The 16,189-nt window shown below is 73.2% G+C and carries 14 protein-coding genes and 1 pseudogene; 8 read left to right on the forward strand and 7 right to left on the reverse strand.

Going from position 1 to position 16,189, the window contains the following annotated elements; translation table 11 throughout:
- Window positions 1-1,489: alpha-galactosidase (locus DN069_RS08265; RefSeq protein ID WP_111500204.1), on the reverse strand; the 1,489-nt coding region annotated here is incomplete at its 3' end.
- 108 nt (window positions 1,490-1,597) lie between these two features.
- Complete coding sequence (locus tag DN069_RS08270; protein WP_111500205.1) at window positions 1,598-2,767, reverse strand: aminotransferase class V-fold PLP-dependent enzyme; 1,170 nt, start codon at window positions 2,765-2,767, stop codon at window positions 1,598-1,600.
- 128 nt (window positions 2,768-2,895) lie between these two features.
- Here DN069_RS08270 and DN069_RS08275 point away from each other — a divergent pair, with 128 nt between their 5' ends.
- A complete protein-coding gene (locus DN069_RS08275) occupies window positions 2,896-4,170 on the forward strand; it encodes a DUF445 domain-containing protein (RefSeq protein ID WP_243639003.1) in 1,275 nt (424 codons plus the stop codon).
- A 133-nt stretch (window positions 4,171-4,303) separates the two neighbouring features.
- Here DN069_RS08275 and DN069_RS08280 read toward each other — a convergent pair whose 3' ends face one another.
- The 5 genes from DN069_RS08280 to DN069_RS08300 all read right to left on the reverse strand — a co-directional run bounded on the left by DN069_RS08280 (window position 4,304) and on the right by DN069_RS08300 (window position 9,651).
- Window positions 4,304-4,813, reverse strand: coding sequence for a Pycsar system effector family protein (locus tag DN069_RS08280; RefSeq protein ID WP_243639004.1), 510 nt, complete (start codon window positions 4,811-4,813; stop codon window positions 4,304-4,306).
- A complete protein-coding gene (locus tag DN069_RS08285; protein ID WP_111500207.1) occupies window positions 4,810-5,889 on the reverse strand; it encodes a hypothetical protein in 1,080 nt (359 codons plus the stop codon). The genes DN069_RS08280 and DN069_RS08285 overlap by 4 nt, the downstream gene beginning before the upstream one ends.
- Window positions 5,886-8,093, reverse strand: coding sequence for a hypothetical protein (locus DN069_RS08290; RefSeq protein WP_111500208.1), 2,208 nt, complete (start codon window positions 8,091-8,093; stop codon window positions 5,886-5,888). The genes DN069_RS08285 and DN069_RS08290 overlap by 4 nt, the downstream gene beginning before the upstream one ends.
- Window positions 8,090-8,890 carry a nucleotidyl cyclase domain-containing protein gene (locus DN069_RS08295; RefSeq protein WP_111500209.1) on the reverse strand — a complete coding sequence of 267 codons (801 nt, stop codon included), beginning with the start codon at window positions 8,888-8,890 and terminating at the stop codon, window positions 8,090-8,092. The genes DN069_RS08290 and DN069_RS08295 overlap by 4 nt, the downstream gene beginning before the upstream one ends.
- A 104-nt stretch (window positions 8,891-8,994) precedes the next feature.
- Window positions 8,995-9,651: a Crp/Fnr family transcriptional regulator gene (locus tag DN069_RS08300; protein ID WP_111500210.1), complete on the reverse strand. Its 657-nt coding sequence runs from the start codon at window positions 9,649-9,651 to the stop codon at window positions 8,995-8,997.
- Window positions 9,652-9,851: 200 nt separating this feature from the next.
- On the opposite strand from DN069_RS08300, the gene DN069_RS08305 reads away from it, so the two are divergent.
- The 7 genes and pseudogenes from DN069_RS08305 to DN069_RS08335 all read left to right on the forward strand — a co-directional run.
- A complete protein-coding gene (locus DN069_RS08305; protein WP_111500211.1) occupies window positions 9,852-10,880 on the forward strand; it encodes an adenosine deaminase in 1,029 nt (342 codons plus the stop codon).
- A gap of 54 nt (window positions 10,881-10,934) precedes the next feature.
- Window positions 10,935-11,786: a class E sortase gene (locus tag DN069_RS08310; protein WP_111500212.1), complete on the forward strand. Its 852-nt coding sequence runs from the start codon at window positions 10,935-10,937 to the stop codon at window positions 11,784-11,786.
- Entirely contained in the window at window positions 11,783-12,568 is a 786-nt protein-coding gene (locus DN069_RS08315) for a GntR family transcriptional regulator (protein WP_243639005.1), read from the forward strand. The genes DN069_RS08310 and DN069_RS08315 overlap by 4 nt, the downstream gene beginning before the upstream one ends.
- 138 nt (window positions 12,569-12,706) lie before the next feature.
- Window positions 12,707-13,828 carry a TIGR03364 family FAD-dependent oxidoreductase gene (locus DN069_RS08320; RefSeq protein WP_111500214.1) on the forward strand — a complete coding sequence of 374 codons (1,122 nt, stop codon included), beginning with the start codon at window positions 12,707-12,709 and terminating at the stop codon, window positions 13,826-13,828.
- Between the two features lie 4 nt (window positions 13,829-13,832).
- A complete protein-coding gene (locus tag DN069_RS08325; protein ID WP_111500215.1) occupies window positions 13,833-14,513 on the forward strand; it encodes a phosphonatase-like hydrolase in 681 nt (226 codons plus the stop codon).
- A 207-nt stretch (window positions 14,514-14,720) separates the two neighbouring features.
- Window positions 14,721-15,461 carry an HAD-IIA family hydrolase gene (locus tag DN069_RS08330; protein ID WP_111500217.1) on the forward strand — a complete coding sequence of 247 codons (741 nt, stop codon included), beginning with the start codon at window positions 14,721-14,723 and terminating at the stop codon, window positions 15,459-15,461.
- Between the two features lie 177 nt (window positions 15,462-15,638).
- A pseudogene (locus tag DN069_RS08335) lies at window positions 15,639-16,189 on the forward strand (hypothetical protein); the annotation flags it as partial.

A 16,189-nucleotide genomic window follows, 5' to 3' on the forward strand; every position in this document is an offset into this window, starting at 1 on the left:
CCCGGAGCCGGTCCAGCAGGGCGTGGTAGGCGCGGACGTGGTCGAACCAGAGGCGCTCGCCGCGCCCGCTCGGCTCGTCGGGCCAACCGGCCTCCGAGAACGGGCGGTTCATGTCCCACTTGAGGTAGTCGACGGCGTTCTCGGCGACGAGGCGGTCCAGCCAGTCGAAGGCCCAGGCCGCGACGTCCGGCCGGGCGAAGTTGAGGACGAGCTGGTTGCGCAGCTCGGTGCGGTGCCGGTGCGGGAAGTGCAGCACCCACTCGGGGTGGGCGCGGTAGAGGTCGCTGTCCGGGTTGACCATCTCCGGCTCGACCCACAGGCCGAAGGCCATGCCGAGCCGGTGCACCTCGTCCGCCAGCGGCTTCAGTCCGTCCGGGAAGGCGCCGGGGTGAGGCGTCCAGTCGCCGAGGCCGGCGTGGTCGTCGCGGCGCGCGCCGAACCAGCCGTCGTCCATGACGAACAGTTCGACGCCGAGCGAGGCGGCCAGCGCGGCGAGCCGCTTCTGGTTCTCCAGGGTGACGGTGAAGGTGGTGGCCTCCCAGGAGTTGTAGAGGACCGGGCGGGTCTCCTCCGGGTGTGGCAGCACGTGGGCGCGCAGGTGCGCGTGCCAGGCGCGGCTGAGCGCGCCGAAACCGCCCTCGCCGACGTGGAGGGCGAGCACGGGCGGGGTGGTGTGCGTCTCGCCGGGCCGGAGCGTCACGGTGACGGCGTCGTGGCCGGCGCCGAGGTTCAGCGAGAGCTGGTTGTCAGGGGTGCGGTGTAGCGTCGTTTGCCAGGAGCCGCTCCAGGAGAGCGCGGCGCTCCAGACCTGGCCGTGCGTCTCGGTGGCGTCGCCCGCGTCGAGGATCGCCCAGGGCTGGGCCAGGTGGCTGGTGGTGCCGGTGCGGCTGGTGAGGACGGTCTCGCCGTAGGGCAGGGAGGTGCGGCGCAGCTGGGTCTCGGCGGCCCACTGGCCGACGGCGTGCCCGAGGCGGTAGTCGTCGCGCGCGGGCAGGGAGAGCGTCGCGGAGTCGACGCGGCGGATCAGGATGTCGCCCGGCTGGGACGCGTCGCCGGTGTGGGTGAGCGTGGTCCAACGCTCGATCACGTCGGTGTCGGGGTGGACGCGGTAGCCGAGCGTTGTGCGCAGCGGGTAGTGCGGGTCGCGGAAGTGCAGCAGCAGGGTGGACGGGTCCGGTTGCTCGTGGCCGTCGGCCTGCCAGGTGACGGCCTGGGTGCCGTCGGCGAAGCGGACCCGCAGGGCGGGCGGGCCGTAGCGGTCGGCGCCGTCGACGGTCAGCTCCTCGGAGGCGGCCGCCCGGCCGTCGAAGCTGCTGCGCGGCCCGGAGCCGGCGAGCGGGAGGGACGCCGCGTCGGCGAGGGTGAGCGGGCCGCCCCAGTGGACGTGGCGCGGCGCGCCCTCGGTGTCGACTCTCAGCACGTAGCTCGTGGACGGGGTGGACAGCACCCAGGTGCCGGTTGACACGTCGTGGGAGAGGGCGGCAGGCATGAAGGGTCCTCGCTGTTGGAACCTGTTGGGCCGTGTGCGGTTCTGAGCGTAAGACCGGGCGGGGGCGCGCGAAAGGGGGTCGGACGTAAAGGGGCCGGACCTGAGGAATCACACGGGAAGGGAGGTGAGGGCCCGATGGACCCGGTCGACGGTGGCCAGCGTGGTCGACGCGTGCGCGGACAGCCGCAGCTGGTCCGGGCGAACGGTCGCGGTGACGCCCTGCTCGGCGAGGTTCGCCGCGACCACGGCCGGCTCGGCGCGCGGCATGGTGAACGCCACGATGCCGGCGCGCTCGTGCTCCGCCTCGGGCGAGAGCACGACGCCGCCCGCGCTGCGCACCGTGTCGATCAGCTGCGCCGTGCGCTCGGCGATGTGCGCCTGGATCCGGTCCACGCCGGTGCGCAGCACCAGCTCCAGCCCGGCGGCGAAGGCACCGGCCGTCACCGGGCTCAGGTTGGTGAGCGAGAAACGGGCCGCGTCCGGGGCGGGCGCGTGCTCCTGGCTGTCGAGGACCCCGGCGTCCACCACACCGGTCCAGCCGGTCAGGGTGGGCTCCAAGCGCTCCAGGGCGCGCGGGGAGGCGTAGAGGAAGCCCGTCGACCAGCCCGAGCGCAGCCACTTCTGACCGCCGGTCACCAGCAGGTCGGCGGCGGTCCAGGGCAGGTCCGCCACGCCCATGCCCTGGATCGCGTCCACGACCAGCAGCCGGTCCGGGCCGATCACCTCGCGGATCCCGCCGAGGTCCGCGCGATAGCCGGTGCGGTAGTCGACGGCCGAGAGCGAGACGGCCACCGTCTCCGGCGTCAGCGCCTGCCGCACCAGCTCCGGCGTCACCCTCCCGTACGCGTCCGGCTCCAGCGAGACGGGCTGCACCCGGCCGAGCCGGGCCGCGCGCAGCCACGGGTAGGCGTTGGAGGGGAACTCGCGCGCCGGCACCAGCACCGTGCCGTGCGGCAGGCCGAAAGCGGCGTGGAACAGGCCGGTGCTGGTGTTCGGCAGCAGCGCCACCCCGGCCGGCGGCACGTCGCCGAGGAGCCGTGCGGCCGCCTGGCGGGCGCGCAGCTCCTGCCGCATCAGCTCGTCGACGGTGCCGGCGTCGGCGCGGGCGCTCTGCTCCAGCAGCTGCCGAGTCGTGTCCAGCACGTCCCGCGAGGGCGGGCCGAACCGGGCGAAGTCGAGGTAGCCCTCCGTCTCGGCGAACTGCTCGGCGTATCCGGCGAGGCCGCCGGTCGCCGACCGCGCGGGGAAGGGAGTGGGCACGGAACGGGGGGAGGCCATCGTTGATCTCTCCGACGGTTCGACCGTTTTGCTTTCAGCGCGGGTTTTTCTGAGAGGCGGGTGACACTTGCTCCGTGGATACGCTCCCGATGATGCCGAAAGAAGCGTCCGACGCGCGAGTAGACCGTATGCCAGCCGGAGCCGGTGCGGTGCGTTACACCGCCTCCGACGAGGTGAAACGGCGTGGCGTGCGGCGGATGAAGGCGATCGCCACCGGCTTCCTGGTCGCGGCGACGGTGATCTACGTCCTGACCACCTGGGCGCTGCGCTCCGGCGCCGGCTCCTGGGCGGGCTACGTGCAGGCCGCCGCCGAGGCGGGCATGGTCGGCGCGCTGGCCGACTGGTTCGCCGTGACGGCGCTGTTCAAGCGCCCGCTCGGGCTGCCCATCCCGCACACCGCCATCATCCCCACCAAGAAGGACGCCTTCGGGGTCAGCCTCGGCACCTTCGTCGGTGAGAACTTCCTCTCCGTCGAGGTGGTCCGCGCCCGGCTGCGCGCGCTCGGCGTCGGCAAGCGCCTGGGCCTGTGGCTCTCCGCCCCCGGCAGCGCCGAGAAGGTCACCCGCGAGGCCTCCGCCGCGCTGCGCGGCGCGCTCGCGGTGCTGCGCGACGAGGACGTGCAGGCGGTCGTCGGCGAGGCGGTCACCCGCCGCGCCTCCGCCCAGCCGGTGGCCCAGCCGATCGGCCGGATGCTCTCCCGTGTCGTCGAGGAGGGCGGCCACCGTGGCGTGGTCGACCTCTGCGTGGTGCGCCTGCACGACTGGCTGGTCGTCCACCGGGAGCAGGTCGTGCGGACCATCTCCGAGGAGGCCCCCGGCTGGACGCCGAAGTTCATCGACAACCAGATCGGCGTCCGCGTCTACCGGGAGCTGCTGCGTTTCGCCACCGAGGTCCGCGACGACCCGGGGCACGCCGCGCGCGGCGCGATCGACAGCTTCCTGACGGACTTCGCCTGGGAGCTGCGCGAGGACCCGGAGACCATCGGGCGCATCGAGCGCGCCAAGGCCGACCTGCTCTCCCGGCCCGAGGTCCAGGACCTCATCGCCTCGGCCTGGTCGGCCGTGCGCGGCATGGTCCTGGAGGCGGCGGAGGACGAGAACAGCCAGCTCCGCGTCCGGATGCGCGACGGCCTGCGCAGCTTCGGCGCCCGCCTCGCGGACGACCCCCGGATGCAGGCCAAGGTGGACGGCTGGCTGGAGGACGCGGCGGAGTACGTCGTCGACACCTACCGTGGCGAGATCACCTCGCTGATCTCCGAGACCGTCGCCGGCTGGGACGCCACCGAGGCCTCCCGCAAGATCGAGGCCAACGTCGGCCGCGACCTGCAGTTCATCCGGATCAACGGCACGGTCGTCGGCGCGATCGCGGGCCTGCTGATCCACACGATCTCGGTGCTGGTCTAGGGCCTCCCCTACGGATCAGGCCGGTGCCGGCGGGGGGCTCCGGGGGTTGCCCGCGCTCCCGAGGGCCAGGACCCCCTCCGGGCGTCCCGGGAGCGCGGTCGGAGGATGCGGGCGCCGGCGCCCGCCGCCCCCGCTACGTGGTGGCCAGCGGGTACAGGGCGAAGGCCAGGCCCAGCCCGAGCAGGCAGGCGGCCCACCGCAGCCACCGGTACTTGGTCGCCAGGATGGCGCTGACGTCCCGCAACTGGGTGAGCAGCCAGCCGACCTCGTCGCGGCCCGCCACCTCAACGCGGTCCGACAGGGCCGCGGGATCGGGGGCGCTCAGCACGTCCGAGAAGAAGGTCAGGGCGTCGGCCTCGCGGACCGTGCCGCTGCGGGGCATGATCACCCCCAGCAGCAGGAAGGTGCCCGACATCCAGAACACGCCGCCGAGCAGCAGCAGCGCCAGCGGCAGCCCGTTCAGCCGCGCGGCCGGGGCGGCCCGGCCGCTGAGGATCAGGGCCGGGACGGCCGTCGCCGCGGACAGCAGGACCGACGCCTTGAGGTCCGCCCGGCCCAGATCGTCACGGACGGTCTGCAACAGCCGCTCGGCGACGTAGCGGGAACCCGTCGCGCCGTCAGGGCGGGCGTTGGTCAGGCTCACCCCCGGCCGTCCGGCGCGGGGCTCTGGTCTTCCTCGTGCTCCTCGGCGGGGCGCAGGGTCCAGTCGGCGGGCGCGTCCTGCGGGATCACGACCGGGGGCGGAGTCGGCGGCAGCAGCGGGACGGGCGGGGCCGGCAGCGCCGTCGGGGCGGCGTTCGGCAGTCCGTTGGGGAAGGCGTTCCCGGCGACCGAGCGGCTGTAGTCGATCAGCAACTGCACCTGGTCCTCGATCTGGTGACGCTGCACCACGCCCTCGCTGATCAGCTTCGACAGGTAGTCGAGCGCGCCCTGACGCTGTTCCCGCGCCTGACTCTGCAGGGCACCCAGGATCTCGGCGGCGCGGCTGGGGTCCGACGCGAGCATGTGGGCGTACTGCCCCGCCTCTCCGGCGGCGATGAGGGAGCGGGCGGCGTCCATGTTGGCCTCCACCCGGGCGACGCCCGCCGCGTCGATGGCCTGCTGGACGTGGCTGCCCTTCTCCACGGCCACCAGCTGCGCCTGGTACTGGGCGGCGGCCTGCCCCAGGTCGATCCGGACGAACACCTCGGTGCGCAGCCCCAGTTCGGCGCCGAAGTCGGCCCAGTGGCCGCCCGCGAGCTCCTGCTGGATGGCCTCGTCGGCGATCTGGGCGGAGTCCAGGTTGTGCCTCCGCGTGATCGCGCGCAGCCGCGCCTGCAGGGACGGGGCCAGCATCCGTGCCACGTCCACCACCCGCTTCTCCGCGGCCAGGTGGAAGTCCTGGACCTCCCAGTTGACGTCGGCCTCGGCCCGGAAGGTGGCCCGGTCCCCGAGGCTCGGGAGGTCGAGCTGGAAGGACACCTGGTGCTGGCCGCGGGCGATCAGGCACACCGAGGTGGGCGCGCCGAACAGCGGCTTGTTCACGTTCTGCTTGCCGCGCACGGTGGCGATCGTGTAGCCGCCGTTCTTGTAGAAGATCACCGAGGCCACCTGGGCGCCCCGGTGCTGGTACGAGCCCTGCGGGGAGAACTCGCTGACGAACGGTCCGGGCAGGTGCGCGGGAAGGACGAACCCCGCGTTCGGCGCCGCCCCTCTCGGGGCCCATCCTTGCTGACTCATCGTGTGCCCACTCCCTGGACCGCCGCGGCCAGGCGGCGGACCTGCTCTGCGTCCAACGGGTTGTCGGGGTCCTCGGACAGTTCCTTGATCAGTGACAGCAGCCGGTGCCGGTCGTCCGCGGTGTGCACCAGCATCGGCAGGAAGGTGACGGGCGCCTCCGCCCAGGGCTTGCCGGCCTGGCCGGTGAGCCAGCCCGACACCGAGTCGAGGGCAGCCTCGTAGGAACGGCTCGTCTGGAGTGCCGTCCACAGCAGCCCCGCCAGGTACGGCGCCCACGCCGGGCGCAACGCGACCAGCGCCAGCATGAGCGGCCACTCCGCGTACCCCTCGAGCGCGGGGTTCGGGCTCCACAGGTCGCTGACCTTGGTGGAGGCCAGGAACACCGCCGACTGGAGGCCCAGGTCCTGGTGCGGCCGGCGCGGGTCCGACATCCACCCCCGGATGCGTTCGAGGGTGAGCGGATCGCAGCTCGCGCCCACGTAGTGGACCACGTTCAGCGACGCCGGGACCCGCAGTGCCCCCTCGTCCACGACGCCGATCGAGGCCAGCAGGTCGAGCGCCTCCTTCGCGCCGGCCGTGGCCCGCCCGCGACCCAGCACCGCCGCCGCCGTCCAGCGCTGGTTGTCGTCGCCCTCGCGCGCCCAGTAGGCCACCAGCGTCCGCACGGCCGAGCCGACGTCGCCGGAGGCGACGGCCACGTCCAGCACGGTCGCGGCGAACAGGCGGCGCCGGGCCTGGTCCGCCCCGGCCATCGGCTGGACGAGTTCGCTCAGGGTGTGCGAGCAGTCCAGTCGGCACAGCTCGCCGGCCGCCACCGCGGCCCGCACCCAGACCTCCGGGCGCGGGTCCTGGCAGAGCCCGCCCAGCCACCGCAGCACCGGGCCCCTGACGTTGTGGCGGTGGTCCCACAGATGCTTCAGCACGGCGGCAGCCAGGGCGTCCCCCTCGAAGCGCACCGTCCGCACGGGCACCTCCTCGTCGCCCACGAGCTCCGTCCCCGGCTTCACCACGGCGCGGGCCGAGGCCAGTCGGGCCTCCAGCGCCTCGCTGAACAGCGGACGGCCGGGCGCCGCCTCCGGATCGACGGTGACGGCCAGCTCCCAGGCGAGCAGCTCCGCCGCCTCGGTCACCGAGCTGAGGGACGCTCCGCCGAGGGCGGCCACGGCGATCCGGTAGGCCGCGTCGCGCAGGAGGGCCGGGGCCTCGGGCTGCCGGTCGCCGGAGAACCACTCCACCGCCTGGGCGTTCGCGAAACCCCGGCACGCTGCCACCAGTTGGTCCTCGCTGAGCTCCTCACGGACCCGGCCGGCCAGCAGTCCGGCGAGCCGGGCGGCCTCGGAGGGGCGGAGCTCGTCCAGGCCGAGCGCCTCGACGACGAGGGGCGCGCTGCCCAGGAGCCGGGCCCGGTCGAGCAGTTCCTCGGGCTCGTCGACCAGCTCGTGGGTGAGGTGCCCCTCCAGGACGGAGTGGGCGGACGCGGTGCGGTGCGACACGTGGTAGCGGCCGCGCCGGGCCACGGCGTCGCCGGGCTCGGGGATCGCCAGCAGGACCGCGTAGGCGTCGCGGTCCTTCAGCAGCGCGCACAGGCGGTCGAGCCCCGTCTCGTCGGGCAGGCCGGTCGCCGGTTCGAGGGCGTAGCCGTGGCCCTCGGCGATGTGCGTGGCGTCCAGCTGCGAGAGGTCGGACCGGCTGTCCATGCGGGAGACCTGCCCCCGGGCGAGGTCGTCCAGCAGCGAGAGCGCCAGGAAGGACCGCCCCGTTCCGGGCTGTCCGGACAGGACCAGCAGCCGGCCCTCGTGCAGCCGGGTCTTGAGCCCCGCGTAGCCCTCGGGCTCCTGGAAGACCCGGCGCAGCCGCCGCAGTTCGTCCTCGGGCAGCGGTCCGGAGAGCAGCCTGGTCTGCGGGACGCCGACGTTGATGGAGCCGATGGTGCCGGAGATGAGCGTGCTGGAGTCGTAGGCGGTGAAGGCGGGCACGGCCGAGCGGTAGATCCGGGAGGCGGCGGCGCCGCCGCCGGGCAGCCCCTCGCCCGCGAGCGGGTCGGCGGCGCCGACGAGACCGGCCCGTCCCTGCTCCGGCTGGCCGCCCGGGTCCTGCTGGGCCTGCTTCTCGTTCCCCTCCGGCGCCGCCTGGTCGGCGGCCGGCTTCGGGGCCGGCTTGGGGGGCTGGTTGGGCGCCTGCGCCGCCCCGGCTTCCGCGCTCACTTCTCGCCTCCGGAGGGGAGTTGACCGGCACCGTGCCCGATGTTGAGGACACCGATGCGGGCGTCGCTGATGATCTCGCCGCTGCCGTAGTGGTAGTTGTTGTTGACGCTCCCGCCCGAGGCGGCGTCACCCTTCTCGAGCACCACGCCGCGCTTATCCCCGGCCTCGCCGGACGTCCCGCTCTCCTCGGACGACGGCATGGGTGGCGTGGGCAATCCGGGGACCAGGAACCAGGCGCGCTGCGGGCCCTCCTTGAGCAGGACCTCGGCGCCCGCGTAGGCCCGCGGGTCGATCCACCGCCCGCCGTCCCGCACCAGGTCCCGGTACACCTGGTCGGAGACCGCGTTCACCAGCCAGAAGCCGTGCGCGGCCGCGAGCACCTGCTTGGCGAGGTCGCAGTCGGACAGGCGGCAGGCCAGGTCCACCGCCCGTCCGGACAGGCCGTGCGCGTCGCGCGAGACCGGGCCGACGTGCATGCCGGCCCGGATGCGGAGCGGGTGCGCCAGACCGGCGTTGACGGCGCGGAGGTTCTGGTGGAGGTGCTCCAGCCACTCGCCCAGCACCTGCTTGGGCGGGACGCCGGCCGACAGGACGCTGAGCACGCCGTCGCCGCGGTCCTCCTGGTAGAGCCGGGGCTCGCGGATCCCGGTCTGCTCGAAGGCGCGGCCCGTCACCTCGTAGAGGCGCTGTCGCATCGCCGACTTCTCCGGGTCGGACAGCAGGCCCGAGCCCTGGACGTCCACGTTGACGACGAACGCGTACTCAGGTTCCGGCTCCCGTGCGGGTTCCGTGCGCATTGGTGGCTCCTTCTCGCCTGTACCGCCGCCCGATCGGTTCTCATGGTGTGCGGCGTGGACGCGCGCCGCTGTAGCGCTTTACACACTCCGGCGTGCGCCCCGAATCACAGATCGCTGCCCGCGGCCAGCAGCCGCAGGGGTTCGAGGTCGTTGACGACGAGCGTCCCGGGGCCGGTGCGGACCAGGCCCTGGTCGCGCAGCAGGCGCAGCGCCTTGGCCACGGCCTCGCGGGTGGCGCCCACGGTTGCCGCCAGCTCGTGCTGGGCGAGGGGCGCGCGGATGGTCAGTCGGCCGTCGCCCTCGGCCTGCCCGGTCCGCTCGGCGAGCTCGACCAGCCGGCCGGAAAGGCGCTGGAGGACCGTCAGGGAGGCGAGCGCGCGGCGCTCGACGTCGGCGTGCCGCAGTCGTTCGGTGAGTTGGGCGATGAGCAGGGCGTTCGCATGGGGCCGCGACGCGAGGAAGACGCGGAAGCGGTCGCCCGGCACGACCAGGCCCGTGACCGGGCCGAGGGCGCTGACCGAGGCGCTGCGGGGCCGGCCGTCGAGTGCGGCCATGTCCCCGACGACCTCCCCGCTCTGCCGTAACCCGAGGATGATGGTGCCGCGTTCGGTGGCCGCCCACACCGTGCACCAGCCGCGGAGCAGTAGCACCGCGAAGGTGGTCCGCTCGCCCTCGCCCATCAGCGGCTCGTCGGCCCGGTAGGTGTGGGGAGCTCCGAGTGCCAGTAACGCGGTGCGGTCCGCCGTTCCGAGGCCGCTCATGAAAGTGCGGCGCTCCCCTAACAGCCCCACGGTCTCCCCCTGGTGCCGAATCCGCTGCGGAGCACTCAGCGTAGACCTGTAGAGGAATTGTGGAGGGTCTTTTCGATACCTTCATTCCGCATCGTGACCGACGGCCGTCACGGATGCCCGGGTCGGTGCGTGAGAGGCTGAGGGCAGCCGATTCTGGGAGGAAAGAGAACATGTCGCTGCGCGCGTTCATCGCCGGGCTGCCGAAGGCCGAACTGCACGTGCACCATGTCGGCTCGGCGTCGCCGCAGGTCGTGGCCGGGCTGGCGGCGCGCTACGAGGGCCGTACCAGCGTGCCCACGGACCCGGAGGCGCTGGCGAAGTACTTCGAGTTCACCGACTTCGGGCACTTCATCGAGGTGTACCTCTCCGTCGTGGACCTGATCCGGGACGCCGAGGACGTGCGGGCGCTGACCTACGGCGTCGCGCAGGACATGGCCCGGCAGCAGATCCGCTACGCCGAGCTGACCGTCACCCCCTACAGCTCCGTCAGGCGCGGCATCCCGGGTGAGGCCTTCATGGAGGCCATCGAGGACGCGCGCCACGCGGCGGAGAGGGAGCTCGGGGTCACCCTGCGCTGGTGCTTCGACATCCCCGGCGAGGCCGGGCTGGAGTCGGCCGAGGTGACCGAGCGGCTGGCGCTCGACCTGCGGCCGGACGGGCTGGTCAGCTTCGGGCTGGGTGGCCCGGAGGTCGGGGTGCCCCGGCCGCAGTTCCAGCCGTTCTTCGACCGCGCCCGCGCGGCCGGCCTGCACAGCGTGCCGCACGCGGGCGAGAGCACCGGGCCGGAGACGGTCTGGGACGCCCTGCGCCACCTCGGCGCGGAGCGGATCGGGCACGGCACGCAGTCCGTCAAGGACCCGGCGCTGGTGGACTACCTCGGCGAGCACCGGATCCCCCTGGAGGTCTGCCCGACCTCGAACATCGCCACCCGCGTGGTGACCCGGATGGAGGACCACCCGATCCGGCAGATGGTCGACGCCGGGCTGGTGGTGACCGTCAACAGCGACGACCCGCCGATGTTCGGCACGGACCTGAACCGCGAGTACGAGATCGCCGCCGGGCTGCTCGGCCTGGACGAGGCCGGTGTCGCGGAGCTGGCCAGGAACGCGGCGCGGTCCTCGTTCCTGGAGGAGGGTGGAAAGACGCGTCTGCTCGGCGAGATCGACGCGCATCTGGCGGCCTGGCTCCCCGAGGCGTAACCTGACGGCGCGTCAGGTTCATGGGGTTGAGGTTGAGACGCATGGGGAGCCGGGATGAGACCGCGGTTGCTGTGGGGACTGCGCCGCGGCCTCATCCTCTTCGGTGAACTGGCCGTCACCCTCGGGCTGGTGACGATCCTGCTGGCGACCTACGAGCTGTGGTGGACCAACCGCGCCGCCGAGGCCAACGCCACGAACACGGTCGCCGCACTGGAGCAGCAGTGGGACCGGCAGGCCCAGCAGCAGGCGCAACAGCCCATGCCCACGCCGGGGACCCCGAGCGCGGATCCGACACCGGACTCCTCCCCGAGCGGTTCCCCCATCGCCACACCCGGCCATGCGAACAACGGCGGCAGCGACGGCAGTTGGGCCGTCGGCCCGGGCTCCGACGGTTCGGGCGGCGGTACGGGGATCGACAGCATGGCGCGCGACCTCACTGCCTTCGCCGTGGTGCGGATCCCGGTGCTGGGCCTGGTCTTCCCCGTCGCGGAGGGCGTCGACAAGTACGCCGTGCTCAACCACGGCTACATCGGCCACTACCCCGGCACGGCCATGCCCGGCCAGCAGGGCAACTTCGCCATCGCCGGTCACCGGAACACCCATGGGGAGCCGTTCCGCCACCTCGACCGGATCGGCGTCGGCGACGTGGTGATCGTCGAGGTGTCCGGCTGGGACTACGTCTACCGGGTGGACTCGGTCCTGCCGCAGACCGAGCCGAGCGACGGCACGGTGATCCTGCCCGAGCCCTACAGCAGCGACCACCCCTCCGGTCGGTACGGCTACCGCACGCCGGGGAAGTACATCACCCTCACCACCTGCACGCCCGCGTTCACCTCGCTCTACCGGATGGTCGTCTGGGGGCATCTCGTCGGTCAGCAGCCGCGTCCGGTTACCGTGGGGGCGTGAGTCCATCACCCCCGCAGGCGCCCCGCCTGCCGCACGCGCCCGGCGCACCCGTCCGGGCCGGCATCCCCGAGCACGGGCGGATGCCCAAGTACTACCTGGCCAAGGCCCAACTGACCGAGCTTCTCGACGAGTTGGGAGAGGGTGCGGCGTTGCCGGCCGAGCGCGAGCTGGCCGAGCGCTACGGCGTGGCCCGGGAGACCCTCCGGCTCGCGCTGCGCGAGCTGCTGCTGGAGGGGCGGGTGCGGCGCCAGGGGCGCGGCACCGTCGTCGCCGGCCCGAAGATCGAGCAGGCGCTGGCGCTCGGCTCCTACACCGAGGGTGTGCGCAAGCACGGCCACACGCCCGGCCGCGCCCTGATCGGCCTGGAGCGCTTCGCCGCCGCCGACGACGAGGCCGCGCGGGAACTCGGGGTCGAGCGCGGCGACTTCGTCTGGCACCTGGAGCGTGTGCTGCTCGTCGACGAGGAGCGGGTCGGCCTGGAGAGCACCTACGCGCCGGTGGCGCTGCTGCCGCGGCTCGACGAGGACTTCGACCCGGTCGGCTCGTTCTACGCCTACGCGCGCGACGCGGGCGGCCTGGTGTCCGGCGGCGGCGCGGAGCGGATCGAGACCGTGCTGGCCACCCCGCGCGAGGCGCTGTTGATCGGCACGCCGCCGGCGCTGCCCATGTTGCTGCTGCACCGCCGCAGTTGGGACAAGCAGGGCCGCCCTTTCGAACGGGTGCGCACGCTCTACCGCGGCGACCGCTTCAGCTTCTCCACCGAGCTCAGGGCCGCCGAGTAGGCGGTACGCGCGGGAGTGCCAAGGGCGGCGCATCGTCACAAAACAATAACGGGTCTAGTCCAAACATGCCGTTCCTGTTCATGCTGGATTCACCGGGAAATCCCCGACGTGCAACCAGGGAGATCGAAGGTCGTCGGCGTGAAGGTCATCGTTGTGGGAGCAGGAGCGCTGGGGACGATGCATGCGTGGCATGCCGTCCAGCGCGGTCATGAGGTCGTCCACCTGGAGCGGGAGGAGCAGGCGCGCGGCGCGTCCGTGCGCAACTTCGGCCTGGTCTGGGTCGGCGGCCGGTCCGAGGGAGCCGAGCTCGACACCGCGCTGCGGGCACGCGAACTGTGGGAGGGCATAGCCACCGAGGTGCCGGGCATCGGCTTCCGCGCCTCCGGCTCGCTCACCGTCGTGCGTACCGAGGCCGAGCGCGCCGTCGCCACCGAGGTCGCCGCCCGGCCCGACGCCGCGGTGCGCGGCTGGGAGTGGCTGGACGCGGACGCCGTCCGTGAGGCCAACCCGGCGCTGGGCGGCAAGTACCTCGGCGCGCTCTGGTCCCCGCACGACGCCCAGGTCGAGCCCCGGGTCACCCAGCGCGCCCTCCAGGACCACCTGGGCGCCACCGGCCGCTACACCTTCCTCGGCGGACGCGAGGTTCGCGAGGTCGTCGGCGAGAACGCCGTCCGTGACGACCGCGGCGAACTGCACACCGGCGACCGCGTGGTGCTGTGCACCGGCGCCTGGCTCGGCGGCATGGTCCGCGAACTCGCCCCGCAGCTGCCGGTCCGCAAGGTGCGGCTGCAGATGATGCAGACCGAGCCGCTGGACGTGCCGCTCACCACCTCCGTTGCCGACGGCGACAGCTTCCGCTACTACCCCGCGTACCAGGGCCTCGCCCTGGACCGCCTGAACGCCGGTCAGGCGCAGCACCCGATCGCCTCCGAGCACCGCATGCAGCTGCTGCTGGTGCAGCGCCGCGACGGCTCGCTGACCATCGGCGACACCCACGAGTACGACCAGCCCTTCGGCTTCGACGTCGTCGAGGAGCCCTACGCCTACCTGCGCGGCGTGGTCGAGGACCTGCTGGGCCGGCCGATGCCGGCGATCCGCCGCCGCTGGGCGGGCGTCTACGCCCAGTGCGTCGACACCACCCGCGTCGTCCACCGCGAGCAGGTGCGCGAGGACGTCTGGCTGGTGACCGGCCCCGGCGGCCGCGGTATGACCTGTTCGCCCGCGATCGGCGAGGCGACTGCGAACGAGATGGAGCTGTAGACCGATGGCTGCGAAGCAGACGAAGCTGGTCGTCCTCGACATGGCGGGCACGACCGTCGCCGACGGCGGCCTGGTCGAGCTGGCCTTCGAGGCCGCCGCCCGCGAGCTCGGCGTCGAGCCCGGCAGCGAGCGCCACGAGGCGATGCTCGCCGACGTGCGCGCCACGATGGGCGAGAGCAAGATCACCGTCTTCCGTCGCCTCTTCGGCGAGGAGGCCCTGGCCCAGCGCGCCAACGTCGCCTTCGAGGCGGCCTACGACCGCCTGGTCGGCGAGGGCCACGTCGCCCCCATCGACGGCGCGGTGGACACCATCACCCGCCTGCGGGACGCCGGTCTGACGGTCGTGCTGACCACCGGCTTCTCCGGCCCGACGCAGCAGCGCATCATCGAGGCCCTGGGCTGGCAGAAGCTGGTCGACCTGGCCCTCTGCCCGGCGGACGCCGGCCGCGGCCGCCCCTACCCCGACCTGGCGCTCGCCGCCTTCCTGCGCACCGCCGCGGCCGACAGCGTCGCCGAGATGGCCGTCCTCGGCGACACCGGCTACGACATGCAGTGCGGTGTCCGCGCCGGCGCCGGCATCGTCGCCGGCGTCCTCACCGGCGCCCACGACGCCGCGCGCTTGCGTGCCGACGGCGCGACGCACGTCCTCGCGACGATCGCGGACCTGCCCGCGCTGGTGCTGTAGCAGCTGAGATTCAGTTGCAGCATCCTCAGGGGCGCGGGCGTCGGCGTGAGCCGATTAGGCTGAGCGGTGGTCGGGGCAATCAGCGATTCACCAGTTCACCAGAGTGGAGAAACGGTCGTGGCTCAGAGCAACTCCGCCGCCCAAGCCGGCCCTGCCGACGCGAAGCAGGCCGCCCCGCGCAAGCCGATCGAGTCCTGGCTGACGGACATGGACGGCGTCCTCGTCCACGAGGGAACGGTCATCCCCGGCGCCGGCGAGTTCATCGGCACCCTGCGCGAGTCCGGCAAGCCGTTCCTCGTGCTGACCAACAACTCCATCTACACGCCGCGCGACCTGCACGCCCGCCTCAAGGGCATGGGTCTGGACGTGCCCGAGGAGTGCATCTGGACCTCCGCGCTGGCCACCGCCAAGTTCCTGGCCGGCCAGCGCCCCGGCGGCACCGCCTACGTCATCGGCGAGGCGGGCCTGACCACCGCGCTGCACCAGGTCGGGTACGTGCTGACCGACAGCAACCCTGACTACGTCGTCCTCGGCGAGACCCGCACCTACAGCTTCGAGGCGCTGACCAAGGCGATCCGCCTGATCAACGCGGGCGCGCGCTTCATCTGCACCAACCCCGACGAGACCGGCCCGTCCACCGAGGGCGTGCTGCCGGCCACCGGCTCGGTCGCCGCGCTGATCACCAAGGCGACGGGCGTGGAGCCGTACTTCGTCGGCAAGCCCAACCCGCTGATGATGCGTGAGGCGCTCAACACGCTGAACGCGCACTCCGAGACCACGGCGATGATCGGCGACCGGATGGACACCGACATCAAGTCCGGCATGGAGGCGGGCCTGAAGACCTTCCTGGTGCTCAGCGGCCTGACCTCGCAGGCCGAGGTCGAGCGGTACCCGTACCGCCCCTCGCGGGTGGTCAAGTCCGTCGCGGAGCTGGTCGAGGAGATCTGAGCGGGATCGCTCACGCGATCGACGTCTGGCTGGGCCGGGCGGGTGGCACGGCATCGCCGTGCTCACCCGGCCGGCCCAGTCGGCGTTTCGGGCACGGGGCGATCGTCATACTTCTTTCGGACAGTCAGCTTACGGACAGTCAGCCGACGGAGTGTCTGGGAACGGAGAGGTCGGGGCATGGCGATGCGGTCCAGGGCGATCGCGGGGGCACTCGCGTCCGCCGCGCTCCTGGCGGTGTGCGGGGCGGGGGCGGCCCTCGCCGCCGGTCCCGGTTCCGGCTCGGGCTCCGGATCCGACGCCGTCCCGGGCGGCGGCACCACGCTGGTGACCGTCGGCGGCGCGCCGCAGCAGAACGCGGCCGCGCCCGGCGTCGTCGCACGGGAGAAGGCGCAGCCGCCCGTCGTGCTGGAGACGCTGACGGTCGACCCCGCGGAGAGCCGCCCCGGCGCCTCCGTCGACCTGCGGACCTTCGCCGACTGCGGCGGCGCCAGCACCGGCGAGGTCCGGTCGGCGGCGTTCGCCGGAACCGTCGGCCTGGCGATGGCCGCGGACGGCGGCCTGTACGCGGCGGCGCGGATCGCGCCGGACGTGAAGCCCGGCAGCTACCTCGTGCACGAGTTCTGCGCGGGCCACCCCGTCGCCGCCGGACGACTCAGCATCGCCGACCTCGGCGCCCCCGCGACGGGCGGCGGCTGGCGCGTCCTGCGCTCCCAACCCGCCCCGGCCAC

Source organism: Streptacidiphilus pinicola (genome assembly GCF_003258295.1).
Classification (GTDB): domain Bacteria; phylum Actinomycetota; class Actinomycetes; order Streptomycetales; family Streptomycetaceae; genus Streptacidiphilus; species Streptacidiphilus pinicola.

Coding starts and splice junctions, on each gene's coding strand:
- DN069_RS08270 (WP_111500205.1), bottom strand. CDS start 2,767: ATGGCCTCCCCCCGTTCCGTGCCCACTCCCTTCCCCGCGCGGTCGGCG.
- DN069_RS08275 (WP_243639003.1), top strand. CDS start 2,896: ATGCCAGCCGGAGCCGGTGCGGTGCGTTACACCGCCTCCGACGAGGTG.
- DN069_RS08285 (WP_111500207.1), bottom strand. CDS start 5,889: ATGAGTCAGCAAGGATGGGCCCCGAGAGGGGCGGCGCCGAACGCGGGG.
- DN069_RS08295 (WP_111500209.1), bottom strand. CDS start 8,890: ATGCGCACGGAACCCGCACGGGAGCCGGAACCTGAGTACGCGTTCGTC.
- DN069_RS08300 (WP_111500210.1), bottom strand. CDS start 9,651: ATGAGCGGCCTCGGAACGGCGGACCGCACCGCGTTACTGGCACTCGGA.
- DN069_RS08305 (WP_111500211.1), top strand. CDS start 9,852: ATGTCGCTGCGCGCGTTCATCGCCGGGCTGCCGAAGGCCGAACTGCAC.
- DN069_RS08310 (WP_111500212.1), top strand. CDS start 10,935: ATGAGACCGCGGTTGCTGTGGGGACTGCGCCGCGGCCTCATCCTCTTC.
- DN069_RS08325 (WP_111500215.1), top strand. CDS start 13,833: ATGGCTGCGAAGCAGACGAAGCTGGTCGTCCTCGACATGGCGGGCACG.
- DN069_RS08330 (WP_111500217.1), top strand. CDS start 14,721: ATGGACGGCGTCCTCGTCCACGAGGGAACGGTCATCCCCGGCGCCGGC.